This window comes from Rhodococcoides fascians A44A, assembly GCF_000760735.1.
Lineage (GTDB): Bacteria > Actinomycetota > Actinomycetes > Mycobacteriales > Mycobacteriaceae > Rhodococcoides > Rhodococcoides fascians_E.
Genome location: NZ_JMEX01000004.1, coordinates 587,219 through 603,612, shown reverse-complemented (window position 1 = coordinate 603,612; position 16,394 = coordinate 587,219). Strand labels below are relative to the sequence as shown.

Sequence of the window (16,394 nt, the reverse complement as noted above, 5' to 3'; positions counted from 1 at the left end):
ACAATTTCGGGTGCAGCGCGTGGTGTGGTCAGGCTCACATAACGGAATGATAACGATTGACGTGAGGATTTCCTCATGTTTTCTCGGCGCTCATCGGCGCGCTGCCTGCACCGATGTTTGTTACTGGCGAGTTGGACGATCGGTACGAAAACTGCAGTTCAGCTGCTTACTGGCGGGTAGCAGTAGGACGTCATACGAAACGTGAGGATTTCCTCATGATTTTGTGTCAACCTTGTTCTCACGCGGATAGAGCCACGTCGAAAGCCAACGACGGATGCGCTCCTCGATTCCGCTCCTACGGCACCGACGACGAATGCCAACGACGAAGCAGCCCTGGCCCCCGGAGTTGCTCACGAGAGGAATCAGAGCACTTGACGATCAACGAGAGCACACCATCACACGGACAGGGCAAGGGCAGATCTCCCCAGAGCGGTGGCGGTTCTCGTACCCTCGCAGACCGTTTTGCGGCCGGTGAGCCTTACGCTCTCGCGTTCGGCGGTCAGGGATCGCCGTGGCTCAGTTCCCTCGAGGAACTCGCTCGTGACTCGGCGCTCGAGCCCGAGCTGACCGATCTGGTCAACGAAGCAGCGGCCATCCTGGCGCCGGTCGCCGACGACCTCCTCGTCGTGCGTTCGGTCGGTTTCGACCCGATCGGCTGGATGTTGGAGCAGGACCTCGCCGACGACCCCTCGAGCGCAGGCTCCTTCGGTCCGTCCGAGGCCGCGCTCACGTCCGCCGCGGTGTCCCTGCCCGGTGTCTTTCTCACGCAGGTCGCTGCGCTCCGTGCGCTGAAGCTGCAGGGACTGGACCCGGAGGACGCCGCACCGGTGGCCGTCGTCGGTCACTCTCAGGGCCTCATCGCCGCGGAGTCGGTCAAGTCCGCCGGCCGCGAGGATGCACGGCTTCTGGCCGTCGCGCAGCTCATCGGCGCCGCAGCAGGCCTCGTCGGACGTCGTCGCGGCATCCTGGGCGCTGCCGACCGTGCACCGATGGTGTCCGTGTCCAATGTCGAACCCGAGCGTCTTCAGGCGATCGTCGACGAACTCGCCGTCGACGGTGCACCCGAGCGTTCGGCTGTGCTGGCCATCCGCAACGGCCGCCGGCGCGTCGTGCTGGCAGGTCCTCCCGCGCAGCTCGCGCGCGTTCAGGAACGCGCCGAGCAGATCGCCGCGCAGGAAGAGCGTGAGCGCGACGCGAAGAAGCGCGGCGGCGCTGTGTTCTCGCCGGTCTTCGAACTCCTGTCGGTCGAGGTCGGGTTCCATCACCCCGCACTGGCCGATGCAGTCGATCTCGTCGCGTCGTGGGCGGCTCGCGCCGGCCTGGACGTCGACGTGGCACGCAGCCTGGCCCAGCGGATCCTGGTCGATCCCGTCGACTGGGTCGCGGAAATCGACAGCGTCATCGCCGCCGGTGCCGACTGGATCCTGGACCTCGGACCGAGCGACATCCTCACCCGTATGACCGTGCCCGCTCTGCGTGGCCAGGGCGTCGGGATCATCGCCGCCTCCACTCGCGGTGGGCATCGCAACCTGTTGACTCCGGGCGCAGCACCCGAGGTGCAGCCGTCCTGGTCCGAGTTCGCGCCGAAGCCGATCACGCTGCCGAACGGTCGCGTCGTCGTCGAGACCTCGTTCACCAAGCTCACCGGTCGCTCGCCGATGCTGCTCGCCGGCATGACGCCGACGACGGTGGATCCCGCGATCGTCGCCGCTGCCGCCAACGCAGGTCACTGGGCCGAGCTCGCCGGCGGCGGTCAGGTCACCGAACAGATCTTCGCCGATCACGTCGACAGGCTCGGTGGGCTGCTCGAACCGGGCCGCGCCGTGCAGTTCAACTCGATGTTCCTCGATCCGTACCTGTGGAAGCTCCACGTGGGCGGCAAGCGTCTCGTCCCGCGTGCACGTGCAGCAGGCGCCGCGTTCGACGGTGTCGTCGTCACCGCAGGTATTCCGGAGCTCGACGAAGCCGTCACGATCATCGAGGATCTGGTCGAGGCCGGCTTCAGTTACGTCGCGTTCAAGCCGGGAACCGTCGCGCAGATCCGCGCGGTCATCCGCATCGCCAGTGAAGTTCCGACGTTCCCGGTCATCGCCCACATCGAGGGCGGCCGCGCAGGTGGCCACCACTCGTGGGAAGACCTCGACGATCTTCTCCTCTCCACCTACGCCGAGCTCCGCGCACGGCCGAACCTCGTCATCTGCGTCGGCGGCGGCATCGGCACCCCCGAGAAGGCAGCCGAATACCTCACCGGCCGTTGGTCGCTCGCAGCCGGATACCCCAAGATGCCGCTCGACGGCATCCTCGTCGGAACCGCCGCGATGGCAACACTCGAAGCCACGACGTCGGCCGACGTCAAGCAGCTTCTCGCCGACACCCCCGGCACTCCCGACTGGGTCGGTGCAGGTACCGCCGGCGGCGGAATGGCCTCGGGTCGAAGCCAGCTCGGTGCGGACATCCACGAGATCGACAACGCGGCCTCGCGCTGCGGCCGTCTGCTCGACGACGTCGCCGGAGACGCCGACGCCGTTGCGAAGCGTCGCGACGAGATCATCGCCGCACTCGACGGCACCGCGAAGCCGTACTTCGGTGACGTCGCGGACATGACGTACCTGCAGTGGCTGACCCGTTACCTGGACTTGGCTGTCGGTGCGGACGTCCACAAGGAGTTCGACTGCGGCGGTGAGTTCACCGACGCAGTCTCCGAGGCACGCGAATCCGTGTGGCTCGACGTCACCTGGCGTACTCGCTTCCTCGAGATGTTGCAGCGCGCCGAAGCTCGCCTGCACCCGGTCGATCGCGGCCCCATCCCGACGCTGTTCGCCGACGTCGACACCCTCGAACGCCCGCGGGCCGCGATTCGCTCGCTCGTCGCGCAGTTCCCCGACGCGTCCGAGGTGGTACTGCACCCCGCCGACATCACGTTCTTCACCGCGCTGTGCCGGATGCCCGGCAAGCCGGTCAACTTCGTCCCCGTCGTCGACGGTGACGTTCGACGCTGGTGGCGCAGTGACTCGCTGTGGCAGGCACACGATGCTCGCTACTCCGCCGACCAGGTCTGCATCATTCCCGGCACGGTCGCCGTCGCAGGCATCACTCGCGTCGACGAGCCCGTCGGAGAACTTCTCGATCGCTTCGAGAAGGCGACCGCCGACGAACTCCTCGCCGACGGTGTCGAGGCCGAGTCCGTGTCGAGCCGTCGCAACTCCGACGTTGCCCCCGGCCTCCTCGGCATCGTTCTCGCAGCACCGGACGTCAACTGGGCGTCGCGGACCACGCAGAACCCCGTCGCACGTCTCGGTGACGTCGCCGAGTGGGTCGTCGATTCCGAGTCCGTCGCCACGCATCCTCAGACCGGCGCGAGCCTCACCGTCGTGGATTCGGAGCACGTCGAGCTGACGGTTCCGCTCGCACCCGGCAAAGAGGTTCGGATCCGCCTGACGGTTCCCGCATCGACCATCGACGGAGGCGCACCCGTCGTCACCGCCGAGGATGCACAGAAGGCAATGTCCGCGCTTCTCGGAGTTGCTGCAGGACAGGAACTCCCGAAGGTCAAGGGCGGTGCCGCGCGTATCAGCCTCGCCTGGATCCCCGACATGGTCGCCGACCACGCAGGCGTCACCGGTTCGGGCCTGCCCGAGTCGCTGACCGTCAGCGGCAAGGCTGTTCCCGACGTGCTCGTCGGCGCATGCTGGCCTGCTGTCTTCGCCGTTCTCGGTGCCACGCGCACCGCGTCTGGAATAGACGTGATCGAGGGAATGCTCGACCTGGTCCACCTCGACCACTCGGTCGATCTCGTCGGAACGCTCCCCACCGACCCGTCGATCCTCGTCGTCAAGGCCGAAGCCGGAGACGTGCTCGACACCGACCTCGGCCGCGTCGTCGAGGTCACCGTCGAGATCGGCGCTGCACTCGGTGAAGGCACCGAAGCACCGGCCGTCGCGACTCTGGTGGAGCGCTTCGCGATTCGCGGGCGCACCGGCAAGGGCGAGCTGTCCGACCCGGCCCGTGCCGGCGGTTCGGTCTCGGCCGACGCCAAGGACACTCCGCGTCGCCGTCGTCGTCAGGCCACGATCGTCGCACCGCGCAACATGGCTGCGTTCGCTCAGGTTTCGGGCGATCACAATCCGATTCACACCTCCGACCCGGCGGCACTTCTCGCCGGCCTCGGCAGCCCGATCGTGCACGGCATGTGGCTCTCCGCTGCCGCCCAGCAAGCTGTCACCGCGATCGACTACGCGGACACCAAGACCCCGCCGCGTCGCTTGACTGCATGGACTGCACGGTTCCTCGGAATGGTGCGCCCCGGCGCCGAGATCGACGTGCGCGTCGACCGCACCGGATTCGACCAGGGCGCCGAGCTCATCGAGGTGGGTTGCCGCGTCGACGGTGAACTCGTCATGGTCGCGACCGCTCGTACGGCAGCACCGAAGACGGTCTACGCGTTCCCCGGCCAGGGCATCCAGCGTCAGGGCATGGGTCTCGACGCTCGCGCTCGGTCCAAGGCCGCACGTGAGGTCTGGGAGCGTGCCGACAAGCACACCCGTCAGGCACTCGGATTCTCGATTCTCGCTGTGGTGCGGGACAACCCGACGTCTCTCAAGGCCCGCGGCGTCACGCACAAGCACCCCGACGGTGTCCTGCACCTGACGCAGTTCACCCAGGTCGCCATGGCGGTCCTCGGTGTCGCACAGGTTGCCGAACTTCGTGAAGCCGGTGTGTTCGTGGAGAACTCGATCCTCGCCGGGCACTCGGTCGGTGAGTACAACGCACTCGCCGCCGTCGCCGGCGTTCTCCCGCTCGAAGCCGTCCTCGAGGTCGTCTTCCAGCGCGGCTCCGCCATGCATGCACTCGTTCCCCGCGATGCGGCGGGACGAAGCAACTACCGCATGGCCGCCATCCGTCCGTCGCAGATCGGTCTGGCCGACGACGACGTTCAGGCGTTCGTGGCCGGTGTGGCCGAGGAGACAGGCGAATTCCTTCAGATCGTCAACCTCAACCTGCGCGGCTCGCAGTACGCGATCGCCGGCACGGTCGACGGATTGAACGCGCTGGAGAAGAAGATCGCCGTGCGCCGTGAGGAATTCGGTGGCAAGGCCGCCTACATCATGGTTCCCGGCATCGACGTGCCGTTCCACTCGACGGTTCTGCGCGGGGGAGTCGACGACTTCCGTAACCGCCTGCAGGCGTTGCTGCCCGAGGATCTCGACCCGGAGATCCTGATCGGCCGCTACGTGCCGAACCTGGTGCCGAGGCCGTTCAGCCTCGAACGCTCGTTCATCCAGGAGATCGCAGACCTCGTCCCGTCCGAGCCGCTGAACGACGTCCTCGCGGACTTCGATTCCTGGGCCGAGCGTTCGCACGATCTGTGCCGCGTGGTGCTCACCGAGCTGCTCGCGTGGCAGTTCGCCAGCCCCGTTCGCTGGATCGAGACGCAGGATCTGCTGTTCGCCGACGAGGCCGACGGCGGACTGGGCGTCGAGCGTTTCGTCGAGATCGGACTCAGCGCAACACCGACCGTCGCCAACCTCGCGTCGCAGACGCTGAAGTTGCCGGGCCGCTTCGGATTCCCCGTCGAGGTCCTCAATGTCGAGCGCGAAGCTGCAATCGTCTACGGCACGGACACCGACCCCGCTCCGGTGGAGGAAGAGGAGGCACCTGCCGAGACGGCTGCGCCTGCTGCTCCGACTGCGGCAGCCGCAGCTCCTGCCGCCGCACCCGCTGCGGCGCCGTCCGGTGGCCCGCGTCCCGACGACATCGGTTTCAGTGCAGCGGATGCCACCAAGATCCTCATCGGTCTGTGGACCAAGCTGCAGCTCGATCAGATCGGCCCCGCCGACACCATCGAGGCACTGTGCGACGGCGTCTCCTCGCGTCGTAACCAGCTGCTGGTCGACCTCGGTTCGGAGCTGTCGCTCGGTGCCATCGACGGTGCCGCCGATGCCGACATGGGTGCGCTCTCCGGCACCGTCAACAAGCTGGCCCGAACCTACAAGCCGTTCGGCCCCGTGCTGAGCGACTCGATCAACGACCACCTGCGCAAGGTCTTCGGTCCCTCGGGACGACGCCCTGCGTCCATCGCGGACCGCGTCAAGAAGACCTGGGAACTGGGCGACGGTTGGGCCAACCACGTCACCGCCGAGGTCGCCCTCGGCACCCGTGACGGCGCTTCGGTTCGCGGCGGTGCGCTGGGCGGACTCGCCGACGGACCTCTCGCCGACGGCGGCGCCGTCGACGCGGTCATCGACGCCGCAGTCGCTTCGGTGGCGGCACGTCGCGGTGTCGCGGTGTCACTGCCTGCCGCAGGCGGCGGAGGCGGCGGAACCGTCGACGCAGCAGCACTGGGCGAGTTCACCGAGCACATCACCGGACGCGACGGTGTGCTTGCCTCGGCAGCCCGCCTGGTACTCGAACAGCTCGGTCTCGCCGATGCACCGAACGCGCTCGCGGAGGAGAACCCGGACGCCGCTCTGGTGGATCTGGTTGCCGCAGAGCTCGGTTCGGACTGGCCGCGACTCGTCGCCCCGGCATTCGACGCTCGCCGAGCGGTGCTGATCGACGACCGTTGGGCAACCGCCCGTGAGGACCTGGCCCGTCTGTGGCTCGGTACTGCAGGCGAGCTTGCCGTGGAGTCCTTCGCCGGCGCAGGAAAAGCCGTTGCTGCACAGGCACAGTGGTGGAAGGCCAAGGCGGAGAACGAAGCGAAGGCTGTTCTCGCCGAGACCTACGGCCGCATCGCGACGATCGCGCTCGACTCCGAGGAGAAGGGCGTCTGGTCCGACGAGGTCGCCGTGATCACCGGAGGCAGCAAGGGATCCATCGCGGCGTCCGTTGCAGCCAAGCTGCTCGGCGGGGGAGCGACGGTCTTCGTCACCACCTCACGTCTGGACGACGAGCGCCTCGGCTTCTACCGCGCCCTCTACCGCGACAATGCTCGCGCCGGAGCGACGCTGTGGGTCGTGCCCGCGAACATCGCGTCGTACACCGACGTCGACGCGCTCATCGAGTGGATCGGCAGCGATCAGGTCGACAACGCCGGTGGAGCGAAGACACTGGTCAAGGCAGGCATCACGCCGACGCTGCTGTTCCCGTTCGCCGCACCACGCGTCGTCGGGGAACTCACGGACGCCGGTGGCCGCGCCGAGATGGAGATGCGTGTGCTCCTGTGGTCGGTCGAGCGTCTCATCGGTGGACTGTCGAAGATCGGCTACGACAGCGACATCGACACTCACCTGCACGTCGTGCTGCCCGGTTCCCCGAACCGCGGAATGTTCGGTGGCGACGGCGCGTACGGCGAGTCGAAGGCCGCACTCGACGCCATCGCGGCGAAGTGGGGTTCGGAGAAGAACTGGGCCGAGCGCGTGTCCATCGCCCACGCTCATATCGGGTGGGTTCGTGGAACCGGCCTCATGGGCGGAAACGACCCGATCGTCGAAGCCGTCGAGGCCGAAGGCGTCCGTACCTGGTCGACCGACGAGATGGCCACCGAGCTGCTGAAGCTCAGCGAGCCGTCGGCACGTCGTCGGGCCGCGGAGGCTCCGCTGCTCGCGGACCTCACCGGTGGGTTGGCCAACACCAAGCTCAACCTCGTCGAGCTCGCTCGTGAGGCGGCAGCCGCTGCGTCGGACAAGGTCACGGAGGAAGCCGACAGCTCGGTCATCGCCGCACTGCCCGCACCGCCGCGTCTCGCCGCGACGACTGCTCCGGCATGGCCCGCGCTCGACGTCGACCCGAAGGACCTGGTCGTCATCGTCGGTGCAGGCGAGCTCGGACCGTACGGCTCGGCCCGCACCCGCTTCGAGATGGAGGTCGACGAGCAGCTCTCCGCGGCAGGCGTTCTCGAACTCGCGTGGAACACCGGCCTCATCGCCTGGGAGAACGACCCCAAGCCCGGCTGGTACGACATCGAGTCCGGAGATTTCGTCCCCGAGGAGGACATCGCCGACAAGTACCACGACACCGTCGTCGAGAAGTGCGGTATCCGTACCTACGGTGACGACGGCGCGATGGTCGGTAACACCGCACCGCTGATGACGTCGATCTTCCTCGACAACGACCTCACGTTCGTCGTCGGAACCGAGCTCGACGCACGGTCGTTCGCCGCTGCCGATCCGGAGCACACGCTGATCACGCCCGTCGCCGACTCGAGCGATTGGCAGGTGACGCGCAAGGCCGGCACCGAGATTCGCGTTCCGCGGAAGATGAAGCTCACCCGCACCGTGGGTGGACAGATTCCGACCGGATTCGATCCCACCAAGTGGGGAATCTCTGCCGACATGGCCAGCTCGATCGATCGAGTCGCCCTGTGGAACATCGTCTGCACGGTCGACGCGTTCATCTCCTCGGGCTTCAACCCGTCGGAACTGATGCGGTGGACCCACCCGACGCTGGTCGCCAACACCCAGGGCACCGGTATGGGCGGCATGGAGTCGATGCGCTCGCTGTACATCGACACGCTGCTCGGCGACGCTCGTGCGAACGACATCCTGCAGGAAGCACTGCCGAACGTCGTTGCGGCGCATGTGGTTCAGTCGTACGTCGGTAGCTACGGTGCGATGGTTCACCCCGTCGCAGCCTGCGCCACCGCGGCGGTCTCCGTCGAGGAAGGCGTCGACAAGATCAAGCTGGGCAAGGCGCAGCTCGTCGTGGCCGGCGGCTTCGACGACCTGAGTACCGAAGGCATCATCGGCTTCGGCGACATGTCGGCCACCGCGGACTCGGCAGCGATGTCGGCCAAGGGAATCAGCGATCGACGGTTCTCGCGGGCCAACGACCGCAGGCGCGGCGGATTCGTCGAGTCGCAGGGCGGCGGAACCATCCTGCTGGCCCGCGGTGACCTGGCGCTCGAGATGGGCTTGCCCGTCCTCGGTGTGGTCGCGTACGCACAGTCGTTCGGCGACGGTGTGCACACCTCCATCCCGGCTCCGGGACTCGGTGCGCTCAGTGCCGGTCGCGGCGGCAAGGATTCGACGTTCGCGTTGTCTCTGAACGCACTCGGCGTCACTGCCGACGAGGTCGCCGTGATCTCCAAGCACGACACTTCGACGGCGGCCAACGACCCGAACGAGGCGGAGCTGCACACCCGCCTCGCCAAGGCCATCGGCCGCAGCGACGGAGCGCCGCTGTTCGTCGTCTCGCAGAAGAGCCTCACCGGACACTCGAAGGGTGGAGCCGCAGCGTTCCAGCTGATCGGCCTGTGCCAGGTGCTCGCAAACGGCGTCATCCCGCCGAACCGCAGCCTCGACTGCGTCGACGACAAGATGACGAAGTTCGAACACCTCGTCTGGGCACGTGAACCGCTTCGCTTCGGTGACTCGGTGCCGCTGAAGGCCGGACTGCTGACCTCGCTCGGCTTCGGACACGTGTCCGGGCTGATCGCAGTGGTTCACCCGCAGGCGTTCATCGAGGCCGTTCCGGCGGAGCGCCGCGACGAGTACGTCGCTCGATCCAACGAGCGTCGGATCGCCGGTCAGCGCAGGCTCATCTCCGCGATGGTCGGAGGCGACGCACTGTACGAGCGTCCCGACGACCGCAGGCTCGGGCACGACGGAACGCCGTCGGCCCAGTCCCGCGAGCTCGAAGCCGACGTCCTGCTCACCGACGACGCACGTCTCGGCGACGACGACGTCTACCGCTCGGGTCTGCCGGGGTGCAAGTAGACATGGCAATCCTGGGAGTAGGTTTCGACCTGGTGACCGTGTCCGACTTCGCCGAGCAGATGGAGAAGGCAGGCACGACGATGATCCGCGACAGCTTCACCGCGGGTGAGCGTCGGCACGCGGCGACGAAGAGTTCCGACCCGGCCCGTCACTACGCAGCACGGTGGGCCGCCAAGGAAGCCGTACTGAAGGCCTGGGCAACCTCGCGCTTCGCTCGGCCTCCGCAGATCGGAGACAATCCTTACCCCTTGATCGAAGTCGTCAACGACGCCTGGGGTCGACCTTCGATCAAACTGCACGGCATGGCGCTCGAATTCCTGCCGACAGTGAAGATCCACCTCTCCCTGACCCACGACGGCGACATCGCCGCCGCCGTGGCAATTCTGGAGGAATGAGTCAGTAGCTCAGCCCGACGCCGGTCCATCTCCGATGGGCCGGCGTTTCGGCGTCTGGGCCCCCTTCACGGTGACCGAATGAACCGTTCGGTCACTCCAAGTGACCGAACGTCACGTTCGGTCCCGAAAACAGGGGGTCAGTCGACGGCGGCTGCGCCGGAGCGCCGGGATTGTTTCTCGGCGACGAGGAGGTAGGCCGTCATGATTTGTTTGAGTTCGGCGACGGCGTCCTCGTGGCTCTGGCCGTCCTGGACGGAGAAGTTGAGCATCGAGTAGACGACGTGCACCAGAACCTGGGCCATGAGGTTGCGTTTGGCTCGGGGAGTGCGCGGGGTCAGTGGTCCGAGCATCTTGGCGACCTGGTCGGCGAATTCGCGTTCGTGGATGACGCCGGTGGCGCGGGTCGACGGTGTCGACTGCATGGCCAGCCAGACTTCACGGCGCGACGGGTCCGACATCCACATGCCTGCCATGTGGTCGACGAATTTGTTGAGGAATCGGAGCCAGTCGAGGGAGGGAACTTCGCCGTTGAACTCAGCGAGCTCCTGCTGTACTCCGACGAGGTCCTGCCGGTTCAGCTCGCAGACGATGACGTACTTGTTGGCGAAGAACTGGTAGAGCGTGCCGATGGGCAGTTCTGCCCGGGCCGCTACTTCCTCGCAGGTGAAGGACTCGAATCCGACGTCGCTGAGGAGATCCCTTGATGCGGCCAGCAGGGCGTCGAACTTGCGTTGACTGCGTTCCTGCGTGGGGCGACGACGTGGCATCAGCTCCTGCGTCTGTGCGTTCGATTCGAGCGCAGCGTCGAGACGTCTCGCGGTTTGGGCGCTAGCAGAGGACTCCACCCACCCAGGCTAGCGGCCTGACGTGCCTGAACTCCACAACGCGCGGTAACAGGTATCGAAGGACACCGTTGGACGGCGATTGGTTGTCAATCGCAACATGCCCCCTTGTAATCGGCTTGTGACAGGTAATAGGTTGTTTTCTGGTCAAGAAAACAATCGTTGGGTATGGTTCACACCAGTAGTTACGTTTTCGTGCAGGGTGTGCGTCGCCGATCGCGTATCGGGGGCGCTCATGTCGGGAGCCTCACCCAAAGGCACAGGAGAACATACGTGGCGACCATTGGTCTTTCAGTCGAGTCAGGTGCGATGAATGCTGTCCTCTTCGATATCGAAGCGGACGCGGTAGTGGCGAGCCAGGTGACCTCGCTGAAGGGCGGTGCATCGACCTCGCTGCCCACCGCAGTGGAGGCGATGAAGGCTGTCGCCGCACGACGGCAGATCGACGTCGATGCCATGGGGTTGGTCTACGGATCCGCCGACGAACGTGACGGGTTCTCCCGTGCGATCGATGAGAACGACCTCGACGGAATCCAGCTCGTGTCGGCGTCGACCGCACTTCTCGGTTGGCTTGCACGGTCCTCGGAGTTCGACGCCGCCCAGTGCGTGCTCCTCTACTACCTCGGTCCGAAGGGCGTGTCGATCTCGCTGGCCGATGCCGCCGATGCCAGCCTGTCCACGCCGAAGACTGCAACCCTCGATTCTCTGACGCCCGAGCGCATCGGCAGCACCGTCCCGCTGGCATGGGAGGTGCTCGACGAGGCGGGCCGCAAGCCCGACGCCGTCGCACTGTTCGGTGATCGGTCCGAGAACAAGGATCTCGTCGACATCCTCAGCCTGGGCCTCGGAGTCCCGGTGGTGCACGTCGGCGACTCGGATCAGATCGCCGCGTGTGGCGCGAGCCTCGCTGTCGCGGGGGACGCCGACGAGGTGCTCCCGGTGCTCGTGGAGCCCGAAGCCTCGCTCGCACTCGACTCCGAGGCGTCGGAGACGCCTGAGCACGTCGCCGAGGCACCCGCCGATATCGCCGGTCGGGCCGAGCGCGTCGCCGTTCGATCCACCGTTGCCCCGGCTCCGCTGCTGTCGGCTGTTGCTCCGAACGTCGCGGTGCGGCGGATCGAACCCGCGTCCTCGTCGACGGGGTCCATTCCGCGAAAGAAGTTCGTGCTGACGGCCGCTCTTCTGGCCGGAGTGCTGTCCGGTGGGGTCGCGCTGGCGTCGACGCTGCCCGCGAACGCGCCTGTCGCCAACGAGGCGAGTCCTGCGATGGTTCCCGAGGTCGACGGTCTCGACACCAGCTTGGTCGGCGCAACGCAGTCCGTCGAGGTGACGCCGCCTGCGCCGCCTGCGGTGCCGGCTCCGGCCCCGGTTGTCATCGATCCGGTCACGCAACAACCGATCGTGGTGGATCCGACGACTCAGCAGTGGACGATCGATCCGACGACGGGCGCAGCCGTGCCCGCCGAGGCGCTCACTCCGATTCCCGCAGCGGCGATTCCGCCCGCAGCGGCCGTGGTGCCGAAGACGACGGTCGCGCCGCCGGAGTTCGCTGTTCCGACGATCGTTCCCGAGCCCGGCAAGTCTCAGGAGCAGCTCGAGCAGGAAGCATGGGATCGCCACTGGGCGCACACCGCAGAGTGGCTGCAGCAGGAGATCACCGGCAACTGACGTGTCGGGCCGCGGTGACAGAATGACCGGAGAGAATCGGTCGAGCTGTCAGGAGTCCTGATGTCGGATGTACGAGCACGGATCGCTGCGGACATGCCGCGCGCGTGGCGCGAACTCGCGGAGCTGGTCAAGTTTCGGTCGGTCGCCGACGAGCGCCAGTTTCCTCGCGAAGAATGCGTCGGAGCGGCGGAGTGGGTGCGCGACGCGTTCGTCGACGCCGGGCTCGAGACCGCGGAGCTGATCGAGACCGTCGACGGCTCGCTGGCGGTCGTCGGGCACCGCGCTGCTCCCGAAGGTGCGCCGACCGTTCTGCTGTACTCGCACTACGACGTTCAGCCTCCCGGTGACGACAAGCTCTGGTCCAGTGCGCCTTTCGAGCTGACCGAGCGTGACGGCCGCTGGTACGGCCGCGGTGCGGCGGACTGCAAGGGCAACGTCGTGATGCATCTGCTTGCGCTACGGGCGTTGGGCGACGAACTGGGCGTCGGGATCACCGTCGTCTCCGAGGGTTCCGAGGAGATGGGGACCGGGGGATTGGAGCATCTGGTCCTCGAACGGCCCGAGCTGTTCGCGTCGGACATCATCGTCGTGGCGGACACCGGCAACGCCGCCGTCGGACAACCGACGGTGACGACGACACTCCGCGGGATCGCGAACGTCGTCGTGCGTATCGACACACTCGAGGGCGAAGTCCATTCCGGGATGTACGGGGGACCGGCGCCCGACGCCTTGGCCGCCCTCGTTCAACTGCTGTCCACGTTGCGTGACGCGCACGGCAACACCGTGGTCGACGGGTTGACGACGGACCAGACGTGGGACGGCATCGCCTACGAAGCAGATCGGTTCCGCGCTGACGCCGGGGTGCTCGACGGTGTCGAGCTGGCCGGTTCGTCGTCGGTCGCCGACGCGGTGTGGGCTCGGCCGGCGCTCACGGTGTTGGGAATCGATTGCCCGCCGGTTGTCGGGTCGGCGGCGGCAATCTCGCCGACGGCGTCAGCCCGCCTGAATCTGCGTGTGCCGCCCGGAATCGATGCGCAGCAGGCGCAGGATGCACTGACCGCTCATCTGAAGGCTCACGTGCCCTGGAACGCGCGGATCACCGTCGAACCCGAGGCAGTGGGATCGCCGTTCGAGGCGAGGACCGACGGTCCGGGATATGCAGCGCTGAGCGATGCATTGGCGGAGGCGTTCGGTAAGCCGGTGGCGGCAGCGGGCCAGGGCGGATCCATTCCGCTGTGCAACGTTCTCGCAGAAACGTTCCCGAAGGCCGAGATCATTCTGATGGGAGTGGAGGAGCCGCTGGCGAGAATCCACGCGCCGAACGAAAGCGTCGACCCCCGGGAGATCGAAAATCTCGCGGGGGCCGAGGCTCTGTTCCTGCAGAAGTTGGGTGCGTCAGACCGATAGGTCGCGGCGGAGCTTGGCGACGTGGCCGGTGGCTCGAACGTTGTACTGAGCAACTTCGATCTTGCCGTCCTCGTCGACCAGGAAGGTCGAGCGGATGACGCCTTCGTAGACCTTGCCGTAGTTCTTCTTCTCGCCGAAGGCGCCCCATGCCTTCAGCGTCGCCTTCTCCTCGTCGGACAGTAGCGGGAAGTTCAGGCCTTCCTTGTCGCGGAACTTGGCGAGCTTCGCGGGCTTGTCCGGGGAGATGCCGACGACTTCGAGGCCTTCGCCGTTGAGTTCGGTGAGGCTGTCACGGAAGTCGCAGGCCTGCTTGGTGCAGCCCGGCGTACTGGCAGCGGGGTAGAAGTAGACGATGACTTTCTTGCCCGCGTAGTCCGCGAGGGAGACGTCGTTACCGTCTGCATCGGGCAGAGTGAACGCGGGCGCCGGGTCGCCGGCCTCGAGCTTCTTGGTGTCGGTCACCAGACGAGACTAACCACCGAGCCGGTCCAAGACACGCAGTGCTTTAGGCTCGACAGTGACAGCCAGGATTTGCAACAAGTTGGAGGACACGTGGCCAGGGACACCGACAGAATCGAGCGCGAGATCGAGGCAGCTCGGAACCAGCTCGCCAGCACCCTGGACGAGCTCAGCGTGCGGGCCAGCCCCAAGCGAATCGCAGAGAACACCAAGCAGAGCATCGTTGCCAAGCTGAACGAGCCGCCGGTGAAGTTCACGCTCATCGGTGTCGGCGCAGTAGTCGCCGTACTCGTCGTGCGCAAGATCTTCAGCTGACACAGGCCCTCTGACCAGGCGATTTCACAACTGGCAGTTTCTCCTGTTAATGTTTCTCCCGCACCGCAGAGAACACGCGGTGCGGATCGGCGCCATTAGCTCAGTTGGTTAGAGCAGCTGACTCTTAATCAGCGGGTCCGGGGTTCGAGTCCCTGATGGCGCACCCAGAAACACCCCGTCACCAGCGTAAAGCTGGAGGCGGGGTGTTTCGGTTTTCGGCTGCTTCAGCCAAACTCATCACTTACTCATCACTTTGAGCTCAATGTGATGAGTAGCGAGTTCCGCCGCTGGTCAGCCTTCGTCCAGGCTTCAGCGATGCGAGAACCGGCCGCGGTCCGCTTCGGTTGACGCCGTTTGCGCCTCGGCAAGGGCTGCCGGAGTAGCGTGCGGGCGGCGGATTCGCGTGAGCTTGACCGGCGGGGATCTGAGCGACGGATGGAACCATCAGTTCACCTTCGCACTGTACGCGCGTCGGACTACGGCGGCCGGGAGTAAGGGAAGCGAGGACTCCGCGGAACCTAGAGCTTCGGCGCGAACTGGTCCAGCGCTTCACTCATGTCAGGCGCAACTGTGATTCTTTGTATGTAATGCGCTTCAGTGACACGCGTGTTCGCGTGGCCCAGCTGAACCTGCGCGGCTTCGAGCCCATAGGTTTCCTTCACCAGTGTTGCGACGGTCTTTCGCAAGGTGTGAGGAGTCACCCATTTGAAGTCGTCACCGCGGGCGGCGCGCCACGATCTGCGAACGTTCGCCGGCGACACCCAGTTTCCGTTGCCAGTCACGAACAGTGCGTCCTCGGGGTTGAAGTAGGTCGGCATGGTCCGCCGGCGGAGGAGAGCTCTCACTGCGAACGTCGGGAGCACGACCGTTAGGGGAGGAGCTTCGCCTTTGCGATAGGTCTGACGGAACAACCGCTCGCCCGCTACTCGCGGCACCACGAGCGTGGCATTGAACGTCGCTGTAGGGACCGCAGCGTCAAGGTCGATCTGCGCCCACTTGAGGGCAAGCAACTCGCCGATCCGAGCACCGGTCGCGATCAAGAGCGTGAGGATGTCCTCTAGGTCTGCACCAGGCTTAGGCCCCAGCTTCGGATGGGCCACACCGTCCTCGTCGATCGTTCGATGCCGGCAGTAGTTCTGAACGCGTTCGCGCAGTTCGTGCAATTCGGACTGTGTCAACGCGCGAACTGCAGACTTTTTGGGAGTTGGCCGAGGGGTATCACGAACGGGGTTATGGCTGAGGAAGTCGAAGCGAACGGCAATTCCGAGCATGCCCGACATAACGATTCGCGATATCCGTGCACCGCTCATCGTCCGCTCGCTGATCGAGTCGATGAGCGAATCGATTTTTCCGGCGCTCATCTCGCGGATGAAGACTTCACCGACAGCCGCCGCGCAGTAAGTGTTCCACGCATACGTGTAACCGGTGATCGTCTGCGGCTCTAGTTTTTTGGCCTTCTGCGCGATCCAGTAAGTGAAAAGTTCAGACATCGTTGAAGTCTTGGTGAGCTCTGCACGCTGTGCGGGATGTGGTGGTTCACGGTTGGCGACCTTCTCCTGCAGCTTTCGGCGTGCCTCCGATGCAGAGCGGCCGCGCGCTTCGACAAGACGTCGTTTTCCGTCGTGATCTCTGATGCGCACTCGCGCGACGCT

At 66.0% G+C, this 16,394-nt stretch carries 8 protein-coding genes and 1 tRNA gene; 6 read left to right on the top strand and 3 right to left on the bottom strand.

The annotated features are described in order from the left end of the window. Positions 1 to 371 precede the first annotated feature (371 nt). Complete coding sequence (locus BH95_RS03810; protein WP_037181015.1) at positions 372 to 9,656, top strand: type I polyketide synthase; 9,285 nt, start codon at positions 372 to 374, stop codon at positions 9,654 to 9,656. Between the two features lie 2 nt (positions 9,657 to 9,658). Next, positions 9,659 to 10,051 carry a holo-ACP synthase AcpS gene (acpS, locus tag BH95_RS03805; RefSeq protein WP_019664957.1) on the top strand — a complete coding sequence of 131 codons (393 nt, stop codon included), beginning with the start codon at positions 9,659 to 9,661 and terminating at the stop codon, positions 10,049 to 10,051. Between the two features lie 137 nt (positions 10,052 to 10,188). Here the strand turns inward: acpS and BH95_RS03800 are convergent, their stop codons facing one another. Further along, positions 10,189 to 10,818 carry a TetR/AcrR family transcriptional regulator gene (locus tag BH95_RS03800; RefSeq protein WP_019664956.1) on the bottom strand — a complete coding sequence of 210 codons (630 nt, stop codon included), beginning with the start codon at positions 10,816 to 10,818 and terminating at the stop codon, positions 10,189 to 10,191. Between the two features lie 384 nt (positions 10,819 to 11,202). On the opposite strand from BH95_RS03800, the gene BH95_RS03795 reads away from it, so the two are divergent. Then, positions 11,203 to 12,561, top strand: coding sequence for a hypothetical protein (locus BH95_RS03795; protein ID WP_037181013.1), 1,359 nt, complete (start codon positions 11,203 to 11,205; stop codon positions 12,559 to 12,561). Between the two features lie 60 nt (positions 12,562 to 12,621). Next, positions 12,622 to 13,968, top strand: coding sequence for a dipeptidase (locus tag BH95_RS03790; RefSeq protein WP_020113321.1), 1,347 nt, complete (start codon positions 12,622 to 12,624; stop codon positions 13,966 to 13,968). Here the strand turns inward: BH95_RS03790 and bcp are convergent. Then, complete coding sequence (bcp, locus tag BH95_RS03785) at positions 13,957 to 14,430, bottom strand: thioredoxin-dependent thiol peroxidase (protein WP_037158131.1); 474 nt, start codon at positions 14,428 to 14,430, stop codon at positions 13,957 to 13,959. The genes BH95_RS03790 and bcp overlap by 12 nt on opposite strands. Before the next feature lie 90 nt (positions 14,431 to 14,520). On the opposite strand from bcp, the gene BH95_RS03780 reads away from it, so the two are divergent. Continuing rightward, the gene (locus tag BH95_RS03780; RefSeq protein ID WP_020113319.1) at positions 14,521 to 14,742 is read left to right on the top strand and encodes a DUF3618 domain-containing protein; all 222 of its coding nucleotides are present in this window, start codon (positions 14,521 to 14,523) and stop codon (positions 14,740 to 14,742) included. Positions 14,743 to 14,831: 89 nt separating this feature from the next. After that, positions 14,832 to 14,905 (top strand) — tRNA-Lys (locus BH95_RS03775). 355 nt (positions 14,906 to 15,260) lie between these two features. Here the strand turns inward: BH95_RS03775 and BH95_RS03770 are convergent. Further along, the gene (locus BH95_RS03770; protein WP_052059959.1) at positions 15,261 to 16,382 is read right to left on the bottom strand and encodes a tyrosine-type recombinase/integrase; all 1,122 of its coding nucleotides are present in this window, start codon (positions 16,380 to 16,382) and stop codon (positions 15,261 to 15,263) included. Positions 16,383 to 16,394 lie beyond the last annotated feature (12 nt).

Excerpts from the sequence above, each read along its gene's own strand:
- acpS (WP_019664957.1), top strand. The coding sequence starts at position 9,659 with ATGGCAATCCTGGGAGTAGGTTTCGACCTGGTGACCGTGTCCGACTTC.
- BH95_RS03795 (WP_037181013.1), top strand. The coding sequence starts at position 11,203 with ATGAATGCTGTCCTCTTCGATATCGAAGCGGACGCGGTAGTGGCGAGC.
- BH95_RS03790 (WP_020113321.1), top strand. The coding sequence starts at position 12,622 with ATGTCGGATGTACGAGCACGGATCGCTGCGGACATGCCGCGCGCGTGG.
- BH95_RS03800 (WP_019664956.1), bottom strand. The coding sequence starts at position 10,818 with ATGCCACGTCGTCGCCCCACGCAGGAACGCAGTCAACGCAAGTTCGAC.